This is a genomic window from Winogradskyella ouciana (assembly GCF_965284585.1).
GTDB classification, from domain to species: domain Bacteria; phylum Bacteroidota; class Bacteroidia; order Flavobacteriales; family Flavobacteriaceae; genus Winogradskyella; species Winogradskyella ouciana.
Genome location: NZ_OZ260095.1, coordinates 3231166 through 3255268, shown reverse-complemented (window position 1 = coordinate 3255268; position 24103 = coordinate 3231166). Strand labels below are relative to the sequence as shown.

General features: G+C 33.3%; 23 protein-coding genes and 1 pseudogene. 5 read left to right on the top strand and 19 right to left on the bottom strand.

The features are described 5' to 3' along the window. The first annotated feature begins 45 nt into the window (after positions 1-45). Positions 46-492 (top strand): DUF1572 family protein, encoded by a 447-nt coding sequence (locus ACQ65V_RS14480; protein ID WP_430468477.1) that lies wholly within the window; start codon positions 46-48, stop codon positions 490-492. On the opposite strand, the gene ACQ65V_RS14475 is transcribed toward ACQ65V_RS14480, so the two are convergent. The 7 genes from ACQ65V_RS14475 to ACQ65V_RS14445 form a co-directional block, all read right to left on the bottom strand. Next, positions 489-2030 (bottom strand): acyl-CoA carboxylase subunit beta, encoded by a 1542-nt coding sequence (locus ACQ65V_RS14475; RefSeq protein ID WP_430468476.1) that lies wholly within the window; start codon positions 2028-2030, stop codon positions 489-491. The genes ACQ65V_RS14480 and ACQ65V_RS14475 overlap by 4 nt on opposite strands. 108 nt (positions 2031-2138) lie before the next feature. Beyond that, positions 2139-3596 (bottom strand): acetyl-CoA carboxylase biotin carboxylase subunit, encoded by a 1458-nt coding sequence (accC, locus tag ACQ65V_RS14470; RefSeq protein WP_430468475.1) that lies wholly within the window; start codon positions 3594-3596, stop codon positions 2139-2141. Between the two features lies 1 nt (position 3597). Next, positions 3598-4074, bottom strand: coding sequence for an acetyl-CoA carboxylase biotin carboxyl carrier protein subunit (locus tag ACQ65V_RS14465; protein ID WP_430468474.1), 477 nt, complete (start codon positions 4072-4074; stop codon positions 3598-3600). Positions 4075-4128: 54 nt separating this feature from the next. Beyond that, the gene (locus ACQ65V_RS14460) at positions 4129-4827 is read right to left on the bottom strand and encodes a PrsW family intramembrane metalloprotease (RefSeq protein WP_430468473.1); all 699 of its coding nucleotides are present in this window, start codon (positions 4825-4827) and stop codon (positions 4129-4131) included. Next, positions 4824-5375 carry an NUDIX hydrolase gene (locus tag ACQ65V_RS14455; protein ID WP_430468472.1) on the bottom strand — a complete coding sequence of 184 codons (552 nt, stop codon included), beginning with the start codon at positions 5373-5375 and terminating at the stop codon, positions 4824-4826. Before ACQ65V_RS14455 ends, ACQ65V_RS14460 begins: the two co-directional genes overlap by 4 nt. A gap of 10 nt (positions 5376-5385) precedes the next feature. After that, the gene (locus ACQ65V_RS14450) at positions 5386-6531 is read right to left on the bottom strand and encodes an aminotransferase class V-fold PLP-dependent enzyme (protein ID WP_430468471.1); all 1146 of its coding nucleotides are present in this window, start codon (positions 6529-6531) and stop codon (positions 5386-5388) included. A 60-nt stretch (positions 6532-6591) separates the two neighbouring features. Then, positions 6592-7680 carry a M42 family metallopeptidase gene (locus ACQ65V_RS14445; protein WP_430468470.1) on the bottom strand — a complete coding sequence of 363 codons (1089 nt, stop codon included), beginning with the start codon at positions 7678-7680 and terminating at the stop codon, positions 6592-6594. A gap of 125 nt (positions 7681-7805) precedes the next feature. Between ACQ65V_RS14445 and ACQ65V_RS14440 the strand changes: the two genes are divergently transcribed. Both ACQ65V_RS14440 and trhA read left to right on the top strand, forming a co-directional pair. Next, positions 7806-8498 (top strand): DUF4294 domain-containing protein, encoded by a 693-nt coding sequence (locus tag ACQ65V_RS14440; RefSeq protein WP_155087854.1) that lies wholly within the window; start codon positions 7806-7808, stop codon positions 8496-8498. Continuing rightward, positions 8499-9128: a PAQR family membrane homeostasis protein TrhA gene (trhA, locus tag ACQ65V_RS14435; protein ID WP_430468469.1), complete on the top strand. Its 630-nt coding sequence runs from the start codon at positions 8499-8501 to the stop codon at positions 9126-9128. 10 nt (positions 9129-9138) lie between these two features. Here trhA and ACQ65V_RS14430 read toward each other — a convergent pair whose 3' ends face one another. The 3 genes from ACQ65V_RS14430 to ACQ65V_RS14420 form a co-directional block, all read right to left on the bottom strand. Further along, on the bottom strand, positions 9139-9609 hold the full coding sequence (locus tag ACQ65V_RS14430) for a DinB family protein (RefSeq protein WP_430468468.1): 471 nt from the start codon (positions 9607-9609) through the stop codon (positions 9139-9141). 124 nt (positions 9610-9733) lie between these two features. Next, the gene (locus ACQ65V_RS14425; protein ID WP_155087852.1) at positions 9734-10444 is read right to left on the bottom strand and encodes a LytR/AlgR family response regulator transcription factor; all 711 of its coding nucleotides are present in this window, start codon (positions 10442-10444) and stop codon (positions 9734-9736) included. Positions 10445-10452: 8 nt separating this feature from the next. Continuing rightward, a complete protein-coding gene (locus ACQ65V_RS14420) occupies positions 10453-11487 on the bottom strand; it encodes a sensor histidine kinase (protein ID WP_430468467.1) in 1035 nt (344 codons plus the stop codon). 255 nt (positions 11488-11742) lie between these two features. On the opposite strand from ACQ65V_RS14420, the gene ACQ65V_RS14415 reads away from it, so the two are divergent. Both ACQ65V_RS14415 and ACQ65V_RS14410 read left to right on the top strand, forming a co-directional pair. Next, positions 11743-13722, top strand: a complete 1980-nt coding sequence (locus ACQ65V_RS14415; RefSeq protein ID WP_430468466.1) for an alpha/beta hydrolase — start codon at positions 11743-11745, stop codon at positions 13720-13722. 2 nt (positions 13723-13724) lie between these two features. Beyond that, on the top strand, positions 13725-15983 hold the full coding sequence (locus tag ACQ65V_RS14410; protein WP_430468465.1) for an alpha/beta hydrolase-fold protein: 2259 nt from the start codon (positions 13725-13727) through the stop codon (positions 15981-15983). Positions 15984-16079: 96 nt separating this feature from the next. On the opposite strand, the gene ACQ65V_RS14405 is transcribed toward ACQ65V_RS14410, so the two are convergent. The 9 genes and pseudogenes from ACQ65V_RS14405 to ACQ65V_RS14365 form a co-directional block, all read right to left on the bottom strand. Further along, positions 16080-16451, bottom strand: a complete 372-nt coding sequence (locus ACQ65V_RS14405) for a nuclear transport factor 2 family protein (RefSeq protein WP_430468464.1) — start codon at positions 16449-16451, stop codon at positions 16080-16082. Positions 16452-16457: 6 nt separating this feature from the next. Further along, a complete protein-coding gene (locus tag ACQ65V_RS14400; RefSeq protein ID WP_430468463.1) occupies positions 16458-16997 on the bottom strand; it encodes a VOC family protein in 540 nt (179 codons plus the stop codon). A 154-nt stretch (positions 16998-17151) separates the two neighbouring features. Further along, complete coding sequence (locus ACQ65V_RS14395; RefSeq protein ID WP_430468462.1) at positions 17152-17910, bottom strand: hypothetical protein; 759 nt, start codon at positions 17908-17910, stop codon at positions 17152-17154. 388 nt (positions 17911-18298) lie between these two features. Then, positions 18299-20251, bottom strand: a complete 1953-nt coding sequence (locus ACQ65V_RS14390) for a heavy metal translocating P-type ATPase (RefSeq protein ID WP_430468461.1) — start codon at positions 20249-20251, stop codon at positions 18299-18301. 11 nt (positions 20252-20262) lie between these two features. Continuing rightward, positions 20263-20469 (bottom strand): GDCCVxC domain-containing (seleno)protein, encoded by a 207-nt coding sequence (locus tag ACQ65V_RS14385; protein WP_430468460.1) that lies wholly within the window; start codon positions 20467-20469, stop codon positions 20263-20265. Then, positions 20469-21068, bottom strand: a complete 600-nt coding sequence (gene merTP, locus ACQ65V_RS14380; protein WP_430468459.1) for a mercuric transport protein MerTP — start codon at positions 21066-21068, stop codon at positions 20469-20471. The genes ACQ65V_RS14385 and merTP overlap by 1 nt, the downstream gene beginning before the upstream one ends. Positions 21069-21075: 7 nt before the next feature. Continuing rightward, a pseudogene (locus ACQ65V_RS14375) lies at positions 21076-21434 on the bottom strand (glyoxalase superfamily protein). Positions 21435-21491: 57 nt separating this feature from the next. Further along, positions 21492-21905, bottom strand: a complete 414-nt coding sequence (locus ACQ65V_RS14370; protein WP_430468458.1) for a Fur family transcriptional regulator — start codon at positions 21903-21905, stop codon at positions 21492-21494. Between the two features lie 2 nt (positions 21906-21907). Further along, positions 21908-24094, bottom strand: a complete 2187-nt coding sequence (locus ACQ65V_RS14365) for a TonB-dependent receptor (RefSeq protein WP_430468457.1) — start codon at positions 24092-24094, stop codon at positions 21908-21910. Positions 24095-24103: the final 9 nt, after the last annotated feature.

Genomic DNA, 24103 nt, shown 5'->3' with positions numbered 1-24103 from the left:
GTAAGAATACAATAACGGAACATTAACATTCACAAAAACAATAGTATGTCCACAGACACTTTAATAAAGCTATTTAAGAGAGATTTAAGTAAATTAAAAGAAGAAATAAATGCCTATAAAGTTGAATCTAATCTCTGGTTAATACCAGGGGAAATAACAAATTCAGCAGGAAACCTAGGACTTCATTTGGTTGGAAATTTGAATCATTTTATTGGTGCTGCATTAGGAAATACAGGTTATGTAAGACAGCGCGATTTGGAATTTTCACTTAAAGATGTGCCAAGGATAGAATTAATAAAACAAATTGACGATACTATGGTCATTGTTGAAAATACGTTGACAAAACTTACAGCACAGGATTTAGAACAAGAATACAAGCATCGTGTGTTTGAAAAACCGACATCTACAGAATATTTTCTAGTGCATTTAGCAATGCATTTGGCTTATCATTTGGGACAGATTAATTATCATAGGCGGTTGTTGGAAAATTAAAGCGGAATATTCCCATGCTTACGCTGAGGTTTAACCACTTCCTTATTCTCAAGCATTGCAAACGCTTTAATGAGTTTACGTCTCGTATTATGAGGTAGAATCACTTCATCTATAAAACCGCGTTCGGCAGCACTGTACGGATTGGCAAATAACTCAGCATATTCAGCTTCTTTTTCTTTCCATTTGGCTTCTTTGTCATCTGCAGCAGAGATTTCACGCTTAAAAATAATTTCGGCAGCACCTTTTGCTCCCATTACAGCAATTTCGGCATTTGGCCATGCAAAATTCATGTCTGCCCCTATGTGTTTAGAGTTCATGACGTCATAGGCTCCACCATAAGCTTTTCTGGTAATAACGGTCACTCTTGGTACGGTTGCTTCGCTAAAAGCATAGAGTAGTTTTGCACCATTTGTGATAATCGCATTCCACTCTTGATCTGTTCCAGGTAAAAATCCTGGAACATCTTCTAAAACCAATAAAGGAATATTAAAGCAATCGCAAAAACGTACAAAACGAGCTGCTTTTGTTGAACTATCAACGTCTAATACACCAGCTAAAAACATAGGCTGATTGGCAACAATACCAATAGATTTACCACCCAAACGCGCAAAACCTACGATGATGTTTTCAGCAAAGTCTTTATGTATTTCGTAAAATGAGTCTTCATCGATAATGCCTTCAATCACCTGATGCATATCGTAAGGTTTATTAGCATTTTCCGGAACGATTGTGTCTAAAGCCTCTCTGACTTCTTCTTTAATTTCAAAAGGAATATCTAAAGGTTTTTCTTTATTGCTCTGCGGTAAATAACTCAATAATTGTTTGACATCTTCTAAACATTCCACATCATTAGATGAGGTTTTGTGAGCAACACCAGATTTTGAAGCATGTACACTTGCACCACCTAGTTCCTCACTTGTTACTTCCTCGTTAGTTACTGTTTTTACCACATTTGGTCCAGTAACAAACATATAACTGGTGTCTTGTACCATAAGCGTGAAGTCTGTCATAGCAGGAGAATAAACTGCTCCACCAGCACATGGTCCCATTATTGCTGAAATCTGAGGAATCACACCGGAAGCCTGAACATTTCGATAAAAAATATCAGCATAACCACCTAAAGAACGTACACCTTCTTGAATACGTGCTCCACCAGAATCATTTAAACCAATAACAGGAGCACCAACATTAACAGCCATATCCATAATTTTACAGATTTTTTCAGCATGTGTTTCCGAAAGAGAGCCTCCAAATACGGTGAAGTCTTGCGCAAACACATAAACTAATCTACCATTTACGGTCCCATAACCAGTAACGACTCCATCTCCATAGAATTTTTGGTTTACCATTCCGAAATCCTTGGTTCGGTGTGTGACTAAGGCGCCAATTTCTTCAAATGAACCTTCATCTAAAAGATACATCACACGCTCTCTTGCGGTTAGTTTTTTCTTTTGATGTTGTTTGTCTATTCGTTTTTGTCCGCCTCCTAATTTGGCTTGTTCAAGTTTGTCGTTTAGTGTTTTTATTTTGTCTTCCATGCTATTCTTGTTTCTCGCAAAGGCGCTAAACCTGTCTGCCGACAGGCAGGGGCGCAAAGCTGGATATGTTTTTAATTTTATTTTTGCTTACTGCTTACTGCTTACTGCTTACTGCTTACTGCTTGCTGAATTCGGTACTCTCAATAACTTCTGATCTTCTAAATAACGCTTCAATGCAATCTTTGCTGCTATCTCAGCTTCCTTTTTATGTTGCTCTTCTAAAAGGCTAGGTGAGTAGTATTTTTTAACAAAATGGGTGTCAAAATTTCCACTTCTAAAAGCCTCGTGCTCACAAACGAAACGTCCGAAAGCTAATGTGGTTTCTACGCCTTTTATATGATAATTGTCAATAGCTTTTATCATTAATTCTATGGCTTCTTCTCTTGTTTCACCATAAGTAATCAATTTAGAAAGCATTGGGTCATAATAGATTGGGATATCCATGCCTTCTTCAAAACCATTATCTACTCTAATATTTTTTCCTTCAGGAAGTTGATACACTTCTAAATTACCAACACTTGGTAAAAAGTCATTCATAGGATCTTCTGCATAAACACGAAGCTCTAAAGCATGACCATTAATTTTCAAATCCTCCTGTTTAATATCTAATTTTTCGCCTCTGGCAACTTTAATCTGAAGTTCTACCAAATCCACACCAGCGATCCATTCAGAAACTGGGTGCTCTACTTGTAGCCTAGTATTCATTTCCAAGAAATAAAAATTCAGATTTTCATCGAGAAGAAACTCAACGGTACCAGCACCGATGTAATCACAAGAGCGTGCTACATTGATAGCAGCTTGCCCCATTCTTTCCCTCAATTCTGGTGTTAACACGGCTGAAGGTGCTTCTTCAACGACTTTTTGATGACGTCGCTGTACGGAACACTCACGCTCAAAGAAATGCAGATAATTACCATGCATATCTGCCATCACTTGAATTTCGATATGTCTTGGAGAAGCCACATACTTTTCTATAAAAACAGAACCATCGCCAAAAGCATTTTTTGCTTCACTGATTGCTCTATCCATTTGCGATTCGAATTCAGCAGCATTCTCAACAATACGCATCCCTTTTCCGCCACCACCAGCAGAGGCTTTAATGAGAATAGGAAAGCCTATCTCATTCGCGATTTTTTTAGCTTCAGGAATATCTGTAATCGCTTCGTCTGTACCAGGAACCATCGGAATATCATAAGCTTTTACAGTGTCTTTAGCCGCTAACTTGCTTCCCATAACTTTAATAGCATGGGATTTAGGACCGATGAATATGATCTTATTTTTCTCGCATAACTCAGCAAAGTCTGCATTTTCACTTAAGAAACCATAACCAGGATGTATGCCATCAACATTCAATGATTTAGCAACGTCTATAATTTTATTTCCTTTTAAATAGGATTCATTTGACGGAGCAGGACCAATACAAACAGCTTCATCAGCATATTTTACGTGTGGTGAATTTCTATCAACTTCAGAAAAAACAGCAACGGTTTTGATGCCCATTTTTTTCGCCGTTCGCATGACGCGAATGGCAATTTCACCTCTGTTTGCGACTAATATTTTTTTCATACTATTCAAACTCAATTAAAAGTGCATTTTTATCTACTGTTTCTCCTTGCTTCACGCTTATGGATTTAATCACTCCATCTCTTGGCGAGTTAATTACATTTTCCATTTTCATAGCTTCAAGAATTAACAAGGCATCGTTTTCTTTAACCTCTTGTGCCTCCTTAACACTAATCTCTAAAATTAACCCTGGCATCGGAGCTTTAATGTCATTGACTTGTTTTGATGCACCTATTTCAAAACCTAGAGCCTCAATTTGCTGGTCTAAAGCATCATTGATAGAAACTTCATAGATATTGTTGTTAACCTTTACGGAGTAAAACTTCTTATTGAAATCTGAATTTACTATTGAAGCTTTAATGGTGGTATTATCTTGTATAACATGATAATGATTAGACGTTGTTTCTATAGCGTCTAGGGTTTCCATAGCGTCTTTAGAGATATCGAAACTATGAGAACTGTTAACTTTTATTTTGTACATAATTGTGGAATTATATTGCAAATTTAGCTCTAAAGCGATGCCTAAAATATGAAATTAATCATGGTTTAGAAAGTCTTGAGGTGGTTTAAAATTTGAAGCTTCCTGATGACGCTTAATGGCTTTTCTTGAAAGTATGATAGCCACGATTAAAGAAATGAACGCTCCAATTGAAATCCCTGGAATAAATCCAATAAATAGAAAGAAATCATAGGCTCCATGAAAAATTACTGCCAATAACAGACCAGTCATATTGAGTTGAAATCTATTGCCAGAGAATTTAGCCTTGCCCATATAATATCCCATTAAAATCCCGAACGTGGCATGAGCTGGCACTGCAGTAAATGCTCTTAAAACGGCAGTTTCAAAACCATCTTGTAATACATACATAATATTTTCTGTACAGGCAAAGCCCATTGAGACCATAACAGCATACATGATACCGTCAAAAGGTTCATTAAAAGCTTTTCTTGGTTGGGCAAAATATTTTACGATCACGTACTTACTAAATTCTTCCGAAAGAGCAACAACAATAAAGGCCTGGATAAACTGTTGCCATACACTATATTCATCTGTAATTGGTATAAAACGTCCAGTGAATAGGTAGAGTAAAGTCACTATTATAATACTTACAATACCACCAAACAGAAAACTGGACAAAAGCAGGCCAATGGGTTCTTTTTCGTATTTATCTTGAAAGTATATGTATATAATAATCACCATTACTGGTGCAACTGCCATGAGCAATAAATTCATAAGCCTAGTTTTTCTTTTATAGAGTTCAGCACAAAAGTATAGTAAGATTTGTTAGATGGAATAAAGTGATGATTGGTCTCGCTATGTTTTAAAAGCTTTTCAAATTCATCAAATGAAACTAATTTTAAAGCCTCAACTTCGTCTTCTTGTGGTTGTAGTTTATTTAAACCAACTTTTAATTCAGCAATAAAAACTTGATGAAACTCATTATCTTGGATTTCACCATAACTAGTTTCATGTAGAAAAGTGCCTATTTTATGAAGATTATCTGGCTTTAATGCCAATCCAATTTCTTCTTTAGTTTCTCTCAGAGCAGCATCTATAAAAGATTCGCCAGCATCAATATGGCCAGCAGCAGAAACATCCCAAAGCAAAGGGTGTATATTTTTTTTATGTGAACGTTGTTGTAAAAGAATTTCACCTTTTTTGGTGTACAACCACAGATGAATTGTATTGTGATACCAGCCATTTTTATGCGCTTCAGATTTTAAAGCGGTTTTACCTGTAGGTTGCCCTTCATTAGTGACTATGTCAATGTATTCATCCAAATTCTTAAACTTATAGGTGAGAGGCTAAACACTTAATTAAGGGTTTAAAATCTTCAGCAGTGTTATATAAATGACAAGAAATTCTAATATAATTCCCTCTAAACGATACAAATATATTTTTGCTAAAGAGGTCCTTTTTTAAGGCATGCAAATCAATATTTTCAGGTAATTCAATACCAAAGAGGTGATGAGATCTGTAGTTGTCGTCTTCAATTTTACAGCCTAAGGCTTTTAGTTCTTTTACGGCTTCTTCAGAAATTGCTTTACAATAGTCTTGGATTGCTTTTGGAGTCCACTCAATAACTTGTTTAAGTGCCTCAATTTGCATTTTTACGTAAATAAAGTTGCCACTTTCACCAACACAATATCTATTGGCTTTACTTTTATAGTTGTCTTGGTAGTTAGTCAATCCGGTAAAATCTTCGCTATGTAATCGGTTGGACCAGTTTTCTTCAATTGGGTTTCCGTTATTAAAGTAAGGTCCAAAATAACCATAAGCACAGCCATAAGGTCCAAATAGCCATTTGTAGCCTGCACAAATTAAAGCATCTGGTTGAATGTCTTTTACAGAAAAAGGTAGAGCTCCAACACTTTGGCTACCATCGATTATTAACAATGAATTATTAGTCTTTGCCTTTACACTAATGGCTTTTAAGTTAAATAGGCTACCGTTAGACCAATGAATGTTTCCCATGGCCACTAAAGCAGTTTTTTCATTAATGGCGGTAAGAACATCTTCATTCCATTGCTGTACAGTTTCAGGAGCTTCAATCACAACCAATTTAGCATTGTACTTTTTTGCAAGTTTTCTCCAGGAATACATATTGCTTGGAAACTGCTCGTCTATGACCAAAATTTCATCACCTTCATTTAAGACAATATTATTGGCAACTGTTGCCATACCATAAGATACTGATGGTATAGTGGCAATACGATTGTAATCATCTGCATCTATAAGCTCAGCAAACAATTTTTTAAGTTCTATTACAGGTTCAAAATAGTCTGCAATTTTAATTGTGTGCGGATGACTTTTTTGTTTTAGTCCTTCTAGTCCAGCGGCGTAAATAGTTTTAAAAGCAGGTGATTGACTTGCAATATTTAAATAAGTGATATCTTCTGGGATATCAAATAGATGTTTTTGATTTTTTAAAGCCATTACCGAGTTATATATAATTTATAAGATATTTAAAAAGCCTCAAAAAATGAGGCTTATGTTTTATTTAAAATAACTAAACGTCTCTCCGTCTTTTATCTTTAATAGTGTTTCGTATATCAACTTAATAACGTTTTCCACATCATCTTTATGAACCATTTCTACGGTTGTATGCATATAACGTAAAGGAAGCGAAATTAAGGCAGAAGCAACGCCACCATTACTGTAAGCAAAAGCATCTGTGTCTGTTCCTGTGGCTCTAGATAACGCTGCACGTTGAAACGGAATCTTTTTAGCCTCAGCAGTATCGGTAATCAAATCTCTCAGTTTTTGCTGCACAGCAGGAGCATAAGCGATTACAGGCCCTTTACCAATTTCTGCCAAGCCTTGCTTCTTTGGTTCTATCATTGGAGTTGTGGTATCGTGAGTCACATCAGTTACAATGGCTACGTCTGGTTTTATGGTTTCGGTAATCATTTGAGCACCTCTCAATCCGATTTCTTCTTGAACTGAATTCGTAATATAAAGTCCAAAAGGGAGTTTCTTTTTGTTTTCATGAAGTAAACGCGCTACTTCTGCAATCATAAAACCACCCATTCTATTATCTAATGCACGACAGACAAATTTGTCTTTATTTAGAATATGAAATCCATCAGGATAGGTAATAACACAACCTACATGCACTCCCATTTTTTCCACTTCATTTTTGTCTTTGGCACCTATATCAATACAAATATTGTCAGGCTTTGGCGGTTCTTCTTTTGATTTATTTCTGGTATGGATGGCAGGCCAACCAAATACACCTTTTACAATGCCGTTTTTGGTATGGATATTTACAATTTTACTCGGAGCAATCTGGTGGTCGCTTCCTCCATTGCGTACAACGTAGAGTAAGCCTTTGTCAGAAATATAATTTACGTACCAAGAAATTTCATCCGCATGGCCTTCAATAACGACTTTATATTTAGCTTTTGGATTTATCACAGCAACAGCACTACCATAAGTGTCGGTAATGAACTCATCGACGTAAGGTTTAAGGTAATCCATCCATATTTTTTGTCCCTCCCACTCGTAGCCAGTCGGTGATGCGTTATTTAAATATTTTTCTAAAAAGTCCATAGACTTTTTGTTCAGTAATTGTTGTTTAGCCATTCTTGTAAAATTTTTCCCTAAAATAATAATATTAATACGAATTTAAGGTTAGTGGTAGTATTAATTCTTAATTTTGAAAATAAGATGAATTGTTCTTTGGAACGGTTTTGGAAGTGATATTAAACATGAAACATATTACCTACATAATGTTGTTGTTCTCTGCTTTGGTTTTCGCTCAGGAAGATCCTGTAAAGCAAGATTCAACAATAGTCCATTACATGATTATTGAAGGAGACTCCATACCTGTAACTGAGGTAGAATTGGATGAAGTTTTAATGCTTCCAAACTTAAGTTTTAAAGATAGGGATGCACGTATACGATATATCATACTAAGACGAAAAACCCTAAAGGTATATCCTTATGCCAAATTGGCTGCAGACCGCTTGGAAACTTTACAAAAACGCCTGGATCAGTTAGAGCGTAAACGTGATAAAAAGAAGTATGCAAAGGTGATTCAGAAATATATTGAAGACGAATTCTCTGCAGAACTTAAGAAATTGACTAAAACAGAAGGGCAAATTTTGGTAAAGTTGATACATCGGCAAACCGGTAAAACTACCTTTGAACTTATTAAGGAATTACGAAGTGGTTGGCGTGCCTTTTGGTTTAACAACACAGCAAGCCTATTTAATATTTCGCTTAAAAAAGAATTTAGTCCTATTAACGAAGAAGAAGACTATTTAATAGAGGATATTTTACAGCGTGCATTTCAGAATATGCAATTAGAAAGGCAGAAACCTGCATTTGATATCGACTTTTATGCCTGTGTAAATAAGTGGTCTCAATCAGAAAAGAAACTCAATAAAGCTCAACAGTAAGTGCGTACCCAATCTAAACTCGAAGAACAATTAAATTCTTGGTCGCATGGTATAGGTGCAGTGTTAGGAATAGTAGCATTGATACTACTTATCGTTTACGCAGATGACACTACAAAGCCATGGAGTCTTTTTAGTGTTATTTTTTATGGTATTTCCATTATTGTATTGTTTTTGGCATCTACTTTTTATCATGCTGTAGAAGGGGAGAGGCGTAAGCATTATTTTAGGATTGTAGACCATATTAGCATTTATTTATTAATCGCAGGCACATATACTCCTGTTTTGTTGATTTTGCTGAGGGATAGTTTGGGCTGGCCATTATTTTGGACCGTTTGGGGAATTGCGGCTTTTGGTGTGGTCTTAAAGCTCTTTTTTACAGGTCGTTTTGAAATTTTCTCCACACTTTTATATTTGGTGATGGGCTGGCTTATCGTTTTTGATTATACAAACACAGCTGAAGCGCTTGGGCCTGATGGTGTATTTTGGTTAATGGCGGGCGGTCTATTTTATACCGTTGGTATTGTGTTTTATGTTTTTGAAAAAATACCTTACAACCATGTCATTTGGCATTTATTTGTTTTGGCAGGAGCTATTTGCCACTTCTTTATGATTTTTTGGTATGTGATTTAAAATAAAATAATCAGTTGATTTTAGAAACCAATTTCTTAACAATAGCAATTTGTCCTAAGTGATAATGGGTATGTTCAATTATGCCTACTAAATTTCTAAAGTAAGTGCCATATTTTTCTTCAGCTAAAAAGGTTTCGAGTGTATGATCATCTAGTTTTTCTATAAGTGAAATGAATTCCTTGGCCTCTTCCCACATCGTACTTTTAAAAGTTTGCCACTCATCTTCAGTTTTAATATTGGGATGGTCAAAGCTATATTTATCTCTAATCGTTAAATCTCCACCCTTTAAAACAGCCATTGTACCTTTTAGGTAATAGTGAATATGAAAACTTAAAGCAAGAATGGTGTTCAAACCTTTAATTGGTTTGGTTGCCATTTCTAATGTAATGTCTTCTAAATGGTCTTTAAGGTTTGAAGCCGTCCAATTACCACCAAAATATACTTGGTGTAGGTGTGTGGCTAGTTGTTGTGTTGGTTTCATAATAAATTCATTAATAGCTGCTTATGCAAATCGTCGCAATTGGATTGTTGTTGAGACAGTTCAAATGTGCAATCCCTTAAACCATGTATGCACAGATAATATACTTTCTCATATATTAGTAAGTTTAATAATAACCAAGCTGAGTTTTAACATTTTCTCGATATTTTCTACCTACAGGTATTTTGAATTTTTTTATTTCTATCTCAACTGGTGAAAAAGAGTCAATATGGTCTATTGATATAATATAGGATCTATGTACTCTTATGAATTTATGTTTAGGTAGTGAATCATAAATTTCAGATATTTTTTTATGAGCAATAACTTCTCTATCAGTAATTTTTACCTTTATGTAATTATTTGAGCTTTCGATATATAGAATATCTTTTAAAAAGATTTTCTGTAATTTTTTTTCTGTTTTAAGGTAAATAAAGTCCTCTGATTGGTTAGAATGTTTATTATCTATAGTTACAGGGTAGTCAATATGCTTAAACACTCTACTGATCGCCTTTAAAAATCTCGTAAATTCAATAGGCTTTACTAAATAGTCTATAGCGCCTAAATCGTAGGATTTAGCCGCATAGTCTAGATGTGCCGTTGTAAATATGACTGCTGGTGACTGATTAAGCTCCCTTAAAAAATCAATTCCATTTATTTCTGGCATATGTACATCTAAAAAAATTAAATCTATTTTATGCTTCTGAAGACTATTAAAAGCTTCATAAACATTTTTACAAGATGCTATTAAGTTAACGCTTTCAACTCTCAAAATATAATTTTCAATTACATCTCTGGCTAAAGGTTCGTCATCTACGATAATGCAATTTATCTTTTTCATAAATTGTTTTAATTAAGATTTAATTTTAAAATTATTTCATATTGAGAGTCGGTTTCTCTTTTTTCTAAACTGTATTTGTCTTTATATAACAAACCTAATCGTTTTTTTACATTTTCTAGTCCAACACCGTTATCTTCATCATCTTTTATTCTTTTATCATTCACTGTATGCAGTGTAAGGGTGTTGTTTTTTGCAATTATAGAAATAGAGGGTTCATTGTTGCGATGGTCTATAACACCATGTTTAAAAACGTTTTCAATAAAAGGTATTAAAATAAAAGGGGCTATCTTATATTCTCTATCAATCTTGCTTGTAAAGTTGATATTATTACTTTCTTCTAATCGAAGTTTTTCTAATGAGATATAGTTTTCTAAATAGTTAATTTCTTTGTTTAACTCTACTTTAGTTGGGTTTGTTTCGTATAGCATATACCTCATTAAATCAGAAAGTTTTAAAATAGCACCTTCTGCCTTATCAGACTTTTTAAGAATTAGTGAATATAAATTGTTTAGGGTATTGAATAAAAAATGTGGATGTATTTGATTTTTAAGCTGGGTTAACTCAGATTTTAACTTGTCCTTTTCTAATATCAAAAGTTTTTTCTGATTGGTATAATATATTCTGTAAAACGCCACAATTAAAGGGATGATGGCAGCACGATTTATATCAAAAAGTGTATTTGCTACACTGATAACGGACAAATAATCTTCTTCTTTCCAATCAATGAGGTAGTAGGGTCTTACAACATACCAAAGAATAGGTTTTTGAATAAAAATCGTAATGAAAACTAAAAGGACGCAATAGGAAATTAAGAAAGAAACTATTTTTTTCTTTAAAACGAGTTTTGGAATGAGGTAATAAAGTGTCATATAAACAAGTAAAATTCTTGAAGGTAGTAATGACAATTCTATAATAATCGATTTAGAAAAATTACCATCATAAGTTCCCCAAATAAAACCAAAGAATAAATTAAACGCCACCCAATAAAGAACATGTCTAAATATTCTATTTTTCAATAGGCCATTATCAATTAAATAATTCATATGATGTATTTAATAGTAAAACTCTAAATTTAATCAATGAATGAAAACAATAAGGACAAACAACATTTTAAATTAAGAATAAAGCACTTTGTAGTGTGTAAAACGTCTAAAATGAAAGGTATGCCTTTTAATTGCGTATTAACTGTTGTCTGTCCTATTGTTAAGTTATTTGATTGTTTGTTTTTTGAATAGCGCTTAATTTTTTATAGGATTGTATTAGAGTTACATCAATGTTCTAAATAAAAACTAGTTATCATGAAATATAAATTTCTCGTTGTTTCTATTCTATTTTGTTTAATTGCTCGTTCACAAGAAGCCAATTACCATAAAGAAATAAAATATCTTCAGGATAACGGTTTAGAACCATCAGAATACATTATCAATAAGTTTAGAGATAAAAGTTTAATTCTTTTAGGTGAAGACCATGTAGTTAAAAACAATTTGAATTTTGTTGCCCAGATAATTCCAAAATTATATAAAGCCGGAGTTTACAACATAGGTATGGAATTTGGAGCCTATGAGAAGCAAAAAGAATTAGACAACTTAATATTAGGAGAAAATTTTGACGCTCAGGTATCAAGAGATTTAATGTTTTTCTATAACGTAGGATGGCCTTACCAAGAGTATCAGGACATATTAAAAGCTGCCTGGGCATTTAATAAAACCTTGCCAGAAAACTCAAAAAAATTTAGAATAGTGAATATAAGCTATCAATATGATTGGACTGCTTATAATGGTTCTAGGGAATATATGTCTGGTGTTTTTCATAAAGGAGAAGTCAATCAGTTTAGAAAAGAAGTTATTATCAATGAAATTTTAGAGAAAGGTGAAAAAGGTCTGATATTATGCGGACTCCCTCATGCTTTTACAAATTATTCACAAGGTGTTACAGACGCTAAGGGTCATTGTACCTATAGAAGCGTAAGCTTAGGTAACTTACTTTTAGATAAGTATAAAGATCAAGTTTTTTCTATTTTTTTACATGGACCTATATATAATTTTCCCAATGAAACGCCTTTCTTTTTATCTCCGGCAAATGGTGAGATTGAAAATGTTTTTAAACTAATGTCTAACGAACCCTTGGGTTTCGATTTAGGAAAAAGCCCAATAGGTAAGTTAAAAGAAGATAGTTGGTTTAGTAATTGCTATAATGATTTTACAATAGGAGATTTGTTTGATGGATATATTTTTTTAGTTCCGTTTCATAAAATGGAAGATTGCTCAATCGATGAAGATTTTTTTAAAAATAAATCGTGGAATGAAATAAAAAAGCAAATACCAGACCCATATTGGCATGAACCTTATGACACAAAAAAACAATATTGGGAAGCTACAATATCGAAAATAAAACTTAAAGAACGTTACAAGGACATAACTAGAATTCCCAACTTAACGGTAACCTATGGTAAAATAGATAGAGTAAAAAACTTTCAATCCAATTATGTTGACTCTAGAAATATAGATGTTTGGTTACCTCCAAATTATAATGATTCTGAAAGATATGCTGTTTTATATATGCACGATGGACAAATGCTTTTTGATTCTACCAGAACATGGAATAATCAAGAATGGAAAGTGGACGAAACTATAGCAAGATTAATCTTTGACGGAAAAATAAGAAATACAATAGTAGTAGGTGTTTGGAATAATGGAGCGTATAGGCATTCAGAATATTTTCCCCAAAAACCAATCAACTATCTTGATAGGGAATTAAAGGACAATCTTATTAAAACAGACTTGAAAGGAAAGCAACAAGCTGATAATTATTTAAAATTTTTAGTAGAAGAGCTAAAACCATACATAGACAAAAATTATTCAACCCATACAAATATGCAAAATACATTTATTGCAGGTTCTAGTATGGGAGGGTTAATATCTATGTACGCCATATCCGAATATCCAGATGTGTATGGTGGAGCAGCTTGTATATCTACACATTGGGTTGGAGATGTAAATGTAAAGGGAGATAAGATTCCATTAGCGTTCAATCAATACTTAATTAACAATTTGCCAGAACCAAAGAATCATAAATTTTATTTTGATTATGGTACTGTAGGGCTTGATAGTTTGTATAAACCATATCAAACTAAAATAGACAAGACTATGAATAAGAAGGGTTACACAATTAAAAATTGGATTACAAAAGAATTTAAAGGAGATGACCATTCTGAAGCATCATGGAGTAGACGATTATATATTCCTTTAGAATTTTTACTAGCTAATAATAACAACTAAATATGAAAGCTAAAATAACCTGTTTGTTTTTATTAGTAGTAAGTTACACGTTTGGTCAAAAAAACAATGATAATAAATTAAAAATAGGCACAGAATACAGTATAAGCTCTAAGATTTTAAATGAAAAAAGAAGTTATATCGTAGCCTTACCAAAGACCTATAGTGAATCATCAACAAAATATCCTGTATTAGTATTAACTGATGGAGATTATAGGTTTTTATACACCTCTGGAATTATAGAATTTTTAAGCAAGCAGAATGAAATACCAGAAACCATTATTGTAGCTATACCCAATATAGATAGAACAAGAGATTTAACTCCAACTTCTATAACCTTTAATAATATGGATGGTGGCGATGGAGCAAACTTTTTAAAGTTTATAGAAAACGAACTGTTACCAGAAGTAGAGAGTAAATTTAGAACAAACTCCTATAATGTACTAGCAGGACATTCTTTGGGAGGTCTTTTTGCAGGATATAGTTACATAACTAATAGTTCATTTAGTGGATTTATAGCTTCAGACCCAAGTTTTTGGTGGGATAATCAATATGTCGTAAATGAAATTAATAGTGATGTGGTACAACAAATTAAAAACAAAAAAATATACATTTCAAGTGCAGATAATTATGAAAGAAATGAGGGCATGGTCACTTTTATGCGAAATGCACAAGAATTGTTCTATGCACGTTTAAAACAACTTGGTGTTGCAAACTCAAATATTAAGTTAGACTATTTTGAAAATGAGAACCATGGCACATCTGCTTATATGAGCTGGTATAACGGTATCAAATTTGTTTTTAAAGATTTTATGCTCGATAACATCTACAACAAAACATCAGACGAAATTACAGATCATTACAGCCGGTTATCAATAAAAAAAGGAAAAGAGATTTTACCACCCGATCAATTAATACAGAAAATTGCAGAATACAAGTTAAATCTAGGTAATGATAATAATGGCGCTATCTCCCTTTTAGAAATGAATACCTTAAATTACCCTTCATCTATTAATTATGAAAAGTTAAGTGAGGCGTATAAAGCGTTGGGTAATGATAACTTTGCAGAAATAAATTATAAAAAGGCACTAGAGCTAAGGACTTCAGAATCAAATAGTATTAATGAAAACATAAGTAAGCAAAACGAAATAGATATATTTTTACCTACAATTAAACACACTATAAAATCTGAAAAATTAAAAGAAATAAGATCGTTTACAGTAGGCTTACCTCCATCTTATAATAGAGCAAAGAATGATTACCCAATAATGCTAATTCTTGATGGTAACTATCACTTACACCATGCAATGACTACAATAGAAGTAATGAGTAGAGAAGGGCAAATACCAGAAATGATTGTTGTTGCCGTAAATACAGATAAAAATAGAACAAGAGATTTATCACCAACAAAATCTCTTGTTGGCTATAATGGTAAGGATAACTCCCAATGGCAAGAAACGAGTGGTGGAGGAAAATTATTTTTAAAATTCCTAGAACAAGAAGTATTGCCTGAGGTTAAAATAAACTATAGGACAAAAGATTATGCTATGTTAGTTGGCCACTCATTAGGCGGATTGATGGCTGCAGAGGCTTATTTGAATAATAGCGTTTTTAAATCGTACATAGCAATGGATCCCAGTTTTTGGTGGGACGAGCATTACATAGTAAAAAAAATAGACACCGTATTATCCAAGAATATAAAAAATAAAAAATTCTATTTTTCTGGTGCTAATAGTTATGAGAAAACTAAGGGAATGATAGCTAATATGAGAAATAGTCAAGAACTATTTATATCATCACTCAAAAACGCTGGCATTTCTTATAAAAACGTAAAGTTTGATGTTTATAAAGATGAAAACCACAATAGCATACCGCTTATAAGCCTCTATTATGGCTTGCTATTTATTTTTCAAGACTATGTTTTAGAAGATATAACAACCAAAACTATGGCTGAAATAAAACAGCATTATAAAGATTTGTCAAGTAGCTTAGGTGTTAGTTTTTTACCACCAGAAAATGTCATCAATAGGGTTGCTTGGGCAAAATTTAATAATAATCAACGAGAAGAAGCATATACTTTGTTTCAATTAAATATTAATAATTACCCAACATCAAATACAGTTTACGAAATGTTAGCTTATGCATATAGCAATGCTGGCAAGTCTCAAGAAGCAATAAAATACTTCAAAAAATCGTTGGAATTTAATTCAAATGAAATTGAAATTAGACGCATCAAACAATTGATATTAGATCTGGAGAAGTGATAATAACGTTTCCGTAGTTATTAATTCTTTATTAACTGCTTATGCGAACCGTCACAATTTGCTTTCGTTTACAAAGACTACAAGCTGACATTAACCTTATAAAGCCTCAACTTTATCTCTCGAAGCAACGGTGTCGTAAATGATCTTCAATGTTTTGATTTTATTTTGAGAATCAAATTCAATGATATCAACAACGTCAAATTCTACTTTGTCATTATTTTTTAGAGTCCATTTGTAGCTGAAGTAAAGTGCTAGGTTATTGGAGTCTTGTTGTTCAAATATACCTTTAAGATTGAGTTCAGAACGCTTTGTGTCGTTATTTAACTGTTGGTAGAATTCATCCGCCTTTTTAATACCGTAAATCGGAGAATCCACAATGCCATCTGCACTAAATAATTCAACCACTTTGTGGATGTCACCTTGCTGTAAATAGTCTAAATATTTAAGTGCTATTTCTTTTTTGGTCATTACTATTTAATTAAAATTCAGTTGCCAAGACACACCAAATTGGTCTATGACCCAACCAAATTTCTGACTAAAACCATAATTGTTCAAAGGCATGGTCACTTCTCCGTTTTCGGACAGTTTTGAGAATAACCGTTTAAGTTCACTTTCATCCTTGCAATCAATGTAATTGGAAACCGCAGGCGTAAAACCCCATTTATGTATTGGCGGACTGTCACTGCACATAAAAAGGCTTTCGTTTAGACTAAACGTGGCATGCATAATTTTCCCCTCCTCAACAGGGCCATTTTTTTCCCAACGTTGCACATTTATGATCTTGGAATTATCGAACAAGTCCACATAAAAATTCATAGCGTTTTCTGCATTGTTATCCTGAAAGGTTAAAAACGTCGCAATTTGCCCTTTGGTGACGTTTGACGATTCTGCTTTTAAGCTATCGAGTTCTGCTCTTAATGCGATTAATTCTTCATTAGCCTCATTGTTGTGCTTAACGTCAGAACAATTGCATATAAGTAGTGTAATGATTAGTAAGGATGTAATTCTTTTCATTTCTTGGGTTTTTGGTTTACAGCGTTTCTTACAAGTTGAATTTTTCGAAATTATCTGAATTAAAAGTCTGAAAAAAATCGCGAAAACACACTAAGTTAAAAATTCCGCGAGGATTTTCAGAAGAAGTAGGCGAGAACGCCATTATTAGCCTTAGTTATTTGTTCAATTCTTTCTCTATTTTAATAATAGCATTATCCTGACTTTCCTTAATCATTCTTGAAACTGCTAAAATATCAGCTGTACAAATTCTTCTTAATTCCAAAGTGTTTTCAAATTCAATATTTTCGAAAATAGAGCTGTAGTCGTGTTTGGGAGTTTGCTCACGATATTTTCCAAAACTGGTCAATCTACCGCCCAAGATATCTTTCATCAAATAGCCTTCATCATCAATTATTTTATGAAGTCTGTTAAATGTAACATCTTCAACCCTTCTAGAAGTCATTTTATAAAGCGGTAGTAACCCAATGGTGTTTGAAATAGCAATTTTTAAGGAATCGTTTTTAATCAAATCGTATTTACCTGTACTGATTGCTAAATTATAAACACTCTCAGATGGATAGTATTCAGGTACATATAGAATGCCGCCCATCAATGAATCAAGTGTTCTTCGTGGTATTTCGTTAAGTTGTTCTCCATAATTTCCAATCAAGTAATCTGCAGAATCATAAACCCATATGTAATCTGATATTAAGCCTTCAAGTTGGCTTTGGTTTAATTTGAATTCTGTTAATAGAGATCTTAATATCTTATCTCCCTCAGAATCTTGTTTTTTCTGTTCATAAATTTCGTTGACTTGAATTGCAATAAAAATCCCGATGACAACCAATAAGATTTCACCAATAGCATAGCCAAGATACTTTGATAATTTAGAATTTTTTAAGGACTTATATCTCAGTTTTCTTAAGAATTTCATAATTAAGGCTAGCGCGTTTGTATATGGCTTGTTAGATGTTTAAGCAACTAATTTAATAAACAATAACGAACGCGAGAAAATTCCGAAGGAATTTTCCAAATAAGCAACGACCAAAGCAATTAATTTTACACGTCTTAAGTTTACAATTGATTAAATTAGGTTAAAATTGCTTGTTTTTTACCACAGTACTTTGTTGTGCATAGTGCTTTTCACATTCAGCTTGGTTTTCCGATGTTTGTTGTTTAGTTAAGATGTGAGCGTTGGCAAGACATACTCTTTTACAGTTTTGGCGAGTTTGGATGATGCGACTGTAAATGTGTATGGCTAAAGCGTTGGCATTTCGGTTATCGATTTTTCAAGTTTGTAGCAAATTTTTCCGCAATGTTACTCAATCCCAATTCATTTTTTGTAATCGGACTGCGTTTAATATTGCCAACAATGCCACACCAACATCTGCGAAAACTGCTTCCCACATTGTGGCCAATCCACCTGCTCCTAAAATCAATACAATGACTTTAACACCAAAAGCTAAAATGATATTCTGCCAAACAATTTTTCGTGTAGAACGACTTATTTTAATGGCTCTAACAACTTTTGAAGGTTGGTCTGTTTGAATTATGACATCTGCTGTTTCAATAGCAACATCACTACCTAAACCACCCATTGCAATACCAACATTACTTGCTGCTAAAACAGGTGCATCGTTTATACCATCACCTATAAAGGCTATTTTGTTTTCAGGGTTTTTCTTTAAAATTTCAACTTCGTTTAATTTATCTTCTGGTAATAAGCCACCTTTAGCATTTTCAATATTTAGTTCTTTAGCGACTTGTTGAGTAATGGAATCTTTATCACCAGAAAGCATCATAATATTTTTAATGCCTACTTTATGTAAATTAGTAATTGTTTCTTTTGCATCTTCCTTTAATTCATCTGCTATTACTACATAACCTGCAAATTGATTATCGATTGCTACTAAAACAATAGATTCTACAATAGATTCCGTTTCCGCTGGAACATTAATATTATTCGCAGTCATTAAGGCTTTATTTCCTACTAAAACTGTTTTGCCATTTACAATGCCTTTTAAACCTTTACCTGCAATTTCAGACACTTCAGTAGCTTCAAAATCTTCTCCTTCTGCTTTATACTCTAAAATGGCTTTAGCAATTGGATGCGTGGATTGTTCTTCCATCGCCATTAAGTATTGCATAAATTCGGTTTCATTCCAACCAATTGCTTTTACTTCTTTGATTTTAAAAACACCTTTGGTAACGGTTCCTGTTTTGTCCATTACCAAAGTATTTATTTTAGTCATAGCATCTAAAAATGAAGCACCTTTAAATAATATTCCATTTTTTGAAGCTGCTCCCAATCCTCCGAAATATCCTAATGGAATTGAAATCACTAACGCACAAGGACAAGATATTACCAAGAAAATTAATGCTCTGTATAACCAATCTCTAAATACATAATCATCTACAAAAAAGTAAGGAATGAATGTCACGCCAATAGCCAAAAACACAACAATTGGTGTGTAGATACGAGCAAACTGTCTGATGAATAATTCTGTTTTAGACTTACGAGCTGTAGCATTTTGAACCAAGTCTAATATTCTCGCAATAGAACTATCTTCAAAGGTGTTGGTTACCTCAACTTCAATAACACTTTCTAAATTGATACTACCTGCGTAAACCTTTGCATCTTTCTGAATAGAATCTGGTTTGCTTTCGCCTGTTAGAGCTGCGGTGTTTAGAGATGCTTTTTCGGATAATAAAATCCCATCTAACGGTATTTTTTCACCTACTCTTATTTGAATCTTCTCTCCTATATTCACATCTTCGGGCGATACACTTATATAGTCACCATCACGAAACACATTAGCCTCTTTTGGTCGAACATCTAATAAGGCTTTAATGTTTCCTTTTGCTCTATTTACCGCTGCGTTTTGAAATAATTCTCCTACTGCATAAAATAACATTACTGCAACACCTTCGGGATATTCACCAATAATAAACGCACCAATTGTGGCAATAGACATCAAAAAGAACTCGGTAAAAACATCGCCTTTTATAAGGCTTTTCCATCCTTCTTTAATTACAGGAAACCCAACTGGAATATATGCTAAAGTGTACCAAACTACTCGAATCCATCCTTCAAATTGAGGAATCGCATCAAAATAATCTACAGCGATACCTACAATTAACATAACAAAACTTATAATAGCAGGAATGTATGTTTTGAATGCACTTCCATCTCCGTGGTCGTGACCATCATCGTGAGAATGTTGTTCTTCTGAATTTGGTTTTAAATCTCTTAAATTGACTTTCTTTTTTTTCATCAAGTAGTGTTTTAACAACAACTTTTGTTTTCTTGTATTGGTGGACAGGGAACTGTTCCATAAGAACAATACACACAACAATCACCTTCGTTTGGTTTTAGTACCGTTTTACAATTCTCGCACTCGTAGAAGAATTGACAAGCGTTTGTAGGCATATCTTCTACTTTTTTATGTCCGCAGTTAGGGCAAGTGATTTCCGATTTTAATATGGTTTTCATTAATTTTCTTTTTTGTTAGTTACTTTATAACCTGTTGCGTTAATTGCTTTCTCAATCTCCAATTCATTGGTTTTAGTTTCGTCAAACTCAATGATTGCGTTACCATTTTCGTATGATATTTTTGAGTTTACAATTCCGTTAAGTTTATTTACTTCGTGGTTAACGTGTGCTTCACAACTGGCACAAGTCATTCCACTTATTTTATACTCTGTTGTTTTGATATTTGATTCATCAACTATTATGATTTGTTTTTCGGTTTTTGGATATAACATACTTGAGTAGTATGGGAAAGCCATCATCACAATTGCAAATGCTGTTACAATGCCTAAAAAGGTTTTTGACTGCATAAATTTTGGTTTTTCATCCGTTTCACATTCACAGTCTATTTCTTTTTCTGGTTTTAATTTTTGATACCAAGCAAACAGAAGAACTACTATTGTTAGTCCAATTAAGTAAGGTCTAAATGGTTCTATCCAAGCAAAAGTTGAAGCTACACCACTTGTTCCTGCAATTAATGCCAAAACAGGTGTGATGCAACACAATGAAGCTGTGATTGCTGTTAAAATACCAACTCCAAGAAATTTATTACTCTTTTCCATATTGTTATCAAGGTTTGAAGAAAATCAGTTTGTTGCCAAAAGGGTCTGTTAAACATAGTTCCTGTTTAGCCCAAGGCGCTTTGTTAATACCTGGATTTAAATACTTATCTTTTTAGCTTTCAATTCTTTGTGATATACTTTAACATTATCACATTCTATTCTGATTTTAGTACCAGGTGTTCCGTCACCGTGATGCTCTGAAAGATGTAATACACAACCGCTTCTCGAAATTTGAAAATATAGTGGCATACCGTCTTCAAAGCGATGCTCCCAATCTATAGTAAAGCCTAAATATTGACAGTAAAAGTCTTTTGCTTTAACCTCGTCAAAAATCCTCAATATTGTCGTGGCTTGTTTTAACTCCATAATCTTTAATTAAAGGATAAAATTAGTTTAATAATTGATGCAATGGAAGTGCAATTATTAGCCACTACACTTATCGCAAATACCTTTTACCACCAAATTTACATTCTCTGACACAAAACCATCAGGCACTTTAATTTGCGGTATTTTATGTTCTGTTAGGCAAATGGTTTCATTACAATTGTTACAATGGAAATGTAAATGCAAATCGTTTTTTATATCACAATTGCAACCTTCTTCGCATAATGCATATTTCGTAATTCCTGTACCATCGTCTATTTGATGCACAATAACATTCTCTTCAAAGGTTTTGATAGTCCTGTACAAGGTAGTTCTATCTGCTTTTTCAAATGCATTTTCTATATCACTCAAAGTTACTGCTATTTCCTTTTCAGCAAGAAACTTATAAATTAATAAACGCATTGCGGTAACACGTATATTTTTTGACTCTAATAATTGTTCTATTGTTTTCATAACTAATCGTCGTCTACGTTACCAAAAGGTTTAATAATAAGTCCTACACTAAATATAAAACCATCTGTAGGTGCATAAATCTCTGGAAAAACAGGATTGTCGTGTGGTGGTAAAACTAAAGGTGAAAACCTGCTTTGTCTTCTATCTGTAAAGTTTTCAAAATTGACAAATAAACTTCCTAATTTAAAGTTACGCATCACCAATAAACCCATAGTTACAAAGTCTGTAGTTTCAGTTCCATTGGATAAGAATTGTTTTCCTGTATAATAAGTTTCATAACCAATACGCCATTTTTCAGATTCGTACATTAACACACTACCAGCATTATGCTTTGCGGTTAATGGCTTCTGTGGATTACCAGGTAAATAATTTAGTTTAGTATCAATAAGCGCATAGTTTAAAAACCATCTAAAGTCTTTGTAAGTAAATTTTATATTTGTTTCTGCTCCTTTGCTAAAGATTTCATCTGGTGCATTTTCAAACTGAAATAAACCGTTATCTGTAGAATTTAAAAGCAGTCCATCATTAATAGCAGTCACATAGAATAATTGGTTTATGGAAAAACCAATCTCATCCGATAATCGTGTTTGATAGTTTACATCAAAATTAACACCATAAGAACGTTCTGCATCTATTGTAGATTTATCTATAGCAAGCACATTTTCAAAATTGATATATTCTGCTTCCTCGGTAAAAATATCTGGAATCTTATATCCTAAACCTCCACCAATTCTACTTGAAAATCCACTATCATTTTTGTAGAGTAATGAAATTCTTGGAAGTGGAAAGAAACCGAAATCCGTATTATAATCTGCTCTTAATCCTGTTTCTAATATCCAATTATCTGATAAATCATAAATATTATTTGCAAATGCGCCAAAGGTTACATCTTTTTGGTCTCTCTGTAGTGGTGCGTTATCATTTTCATCGAAATTTGAGGTATAAAGATTAGCTCCAACTATCCAATCCGTTTTTTCTGATGCTGTATTATATGAGATTTCAGTAAAAGTGTTTGTTTGCTTTCCATCAAAATTAAAATCTGGAACGGTTAAATTCCTATCGAAAAAAGAGACACTATTTTTAAACTCTAATGAACTAACGGAATCTAATTGTGTTTGATATACCAATTGACTACTTAATCGTTTTGAATTGTTCTCTTCTGTATATTGATGAATACCTTCTTCACCACTTTCAATTTTGGTCATATCTCCACCAAGTCTATCATCATACGTTCCGTTTAATCCAAACCAAAGTGTTGTTTTCTCTGATGGGTAATAAAACAATTTAGGATTAAATGAAATTGATGTTGTTTTTGGTAGGTTGCTAAAACCATCATCTTCTGGGTCGTATGCTTTTTGGAAATGACCAGAGCCATAAAGTGAAACACCGAATTTTTCATTTCGTTTGCTATAAAATACATTGGCCGTGCTTCCTAACGCTTGGGTTTGTGTAAGCATTATATCTAATGCAGGTTCTTCGTCTGGTGTTTTAGATACCATATTTACCAATCCTGCAATAGCACCTCCACCGTAAAGTGTTGACGAACTTCCTTTTATAATTTCAAATTGTTGTAAGTCTAAAGGTGGGATTTGTAAAATACTCAAACCACTTGAGAAACCACCGTATAATGGAAACCCATCTCTTAAAAGTTGTGTGTACCTACCATCTAATCCTTGAATACGAATATTGGTACTCCCACTACTTAATGATGTTTGTTGCATCTGTATTCCTGTACTTTCTCGAAGCACCATAGAAATATTAGTAGGATTCATTATAGCTTTTTCTCCTAATTCCTCTGCACCTATAAACTCTATACGTGTCGGTATTTTTCTTACGGTTCTTGTACTTCTTGAAGATTGCAGTACTACAGCATCTAATTGATTGTCACCTTCTTTTAATTTAAAGACTAACGCTGTATTACTTGGAATTTGAATTGTTGTCTCAAATGTTTCAAAACCTAAAAAGGAAATTATTATTTGATGCTGACCATCTGGTATTTCTGTAAAAGTTGCAATACCGTCAAAATCGGTTACTGCGCCTTTTTCTAATGCTTCAAAATAAACCGTAGCACCCAATAAAGGCTCGTTTTCAGCTTCTGTTAGGACTTTTATTTGTATGTCTGATGTTTGTGCCTGTAACGATAGGCAAAGTATTAATATGAGCTTTATGCTCAATAGGTATTTATTCATTGAATTGTA

What these genes read in the sequence shown, in the direction of transcription:
- ACQ65V_RS14480 (WP_430468477.1), top strand. Translation starts at nt 46, where the DNA reads ATGTCCACAGACACTTTAATAAAGCTATTTAAGAGAGATTTAAGTAAA.
- ACQ65V_RS14475 (WP_430468476.1), bottom strand. Translation starts at nt 2,030, where the DNA reads ATGGAAGACAAAATAAAAACACTAAACGACAAACTTGAACAAGCCAAA.
- accC (WP_430468475.1), bottom strand. Translation starts at nt 3,596, where the DNA reads ATGAAAAAAATATTAGTCGCAAACAGAGGTGAAATTGCCATTCGCGTC.
- ACQ65V_RS14465 (WP_430468474.1), bottom strand. Translation starts at nt 4,074, where the DNA reads ATGTACAAAATAAAAGTTAACAGTTCTCATAGTTTCGATATCTCTAAA.
- ACQ65V_RS14460 (WP_430468473.1), bottom strand. Translation starts at nt 4,827, where the DNA reads ATGAATTTATTGCTCATGGCAGTTGCACCAGTAATGGTGATTATTATA.
- ACQ65V_RS14450 (WP_430468471.1), bottom strand. Translation starts at nt 6,531, where the DNA reads ATGGCTTTAAAAAATCAAAAACATCTATTTGATATCCCAGAAGATATC.
- ACQ65V_RS14445 (WP_430468470.1), bottom strand. Translation starts at nt 7,680, where the DNA reads ATGGCTAAACAACAATTACTGAACAAAAAGTCTATGGACTTTTTAGAA.
- ACQ65V_RS14440 (WP_155087854.1), top strand. Translation starts at nt 7,806, where the DNA reads ATGAAACATATTACCTACATAATGTTGTTGTTCTCTGCTTTGGTTTTC.
- ACQ65V_RS14430 (WP_430468468.1), bottom strand. Translation starts at nt 9,609, where the DNA reads ATGAAACCAACACAACAACTAGCCACACACCTACACCAAGTATATTTT.
- ACQ65V_RS14425 (WP_155087852.1), bottom strand. Translation starts at nt 10,444, where the DNA reads ATGAAAAAGATAAATTGCATTATCGTAGATGACGAACCTTTAGCCAGA.
- ACQ65V_RS14420 (WP_430468467.1), bottom strand. Translation starts at nt 11,487, where the DNA reads ATGAATTATTTAATTGATAATGGCCTATTGAAAAATAGAATATTTAGA.
- ACQ65V_RS14415 (WP_430468466.1), top strand. Translation starts at nt 11,743, where the DNA reads ATGAAATATAAATTTCTCGTTGTTTCTATTCTATTTTGTTTAATTGCT.
- ACQ65V_RS14410 (WP_430468465.1), top strand. Translation starts at nt 13,725, where the DNA reads ATGAAAGCTAAAATAACCTGTTTGTTTTTATTAGTAGTAAGTTACACG.
- ACQ65V_RS14405 (WP_430468464.1), bottom strand. Translation starts at nt 16,451, where the DNA reads ATGACCAAAAAAGAAATAGCACTTAAATATTTAGACTATTTACAGCAA.
- ACQ65V_RS14400 (WP_430468463.1), bottom strand. Translation starts at nt 16,997, where the DNA reads ATGAAAAGAATTACATCCTTACTAATCATTACACTACTTATATGCAAT.
- ACQ65V_RS14395 (WP_430468462.1), bottom strand. Translation starts at nt 17,910, where the DNA reads ATGAAATTCTTAAGAAAACTGAGATATAAGTCCTTAAAAAATTCTAAA.
- ACQ65V_RS14390 (WP_430468461.1), bottom strand. Translation starts at nt 20,251, where the DNA reads ATGAAAAAAAAGAAAGTCAATTTAAGAGATTTAAAACCAAATTCAGAA.
- ACQ65V_RS14385 (WP_430468460.1), bottom strand. Translation starts at nt 20,469, where the DNA reads ATGAAAACCATATTAAAATCGGAAATCACTTGCCCTAACTGCGGACAT.
- merTP (WP_430468459.1), bottom strand. Translation starts at nt 21,068, where the DNA reads ATGGAAAAGAGTAATAAATTTCTTGGAGTTGGTATTTTAACAGCAATC.
- ACQ65V_RS14370 (WP_430468458.1), bottom strand. Translation starts at nt 21,905, where the DNA reads ATGAAAACAATAGAACAATTATTAGAGTCAAAAAATATACGTGTTACC.
- ACQ65V_RS14365 (WP_430468457.1), bottom strand. Translation starts at nt 24,094, where the DNA reads ATGAATAAATACCTATTGAGCATAAAGCTCATATTAATACTTTGCCTA.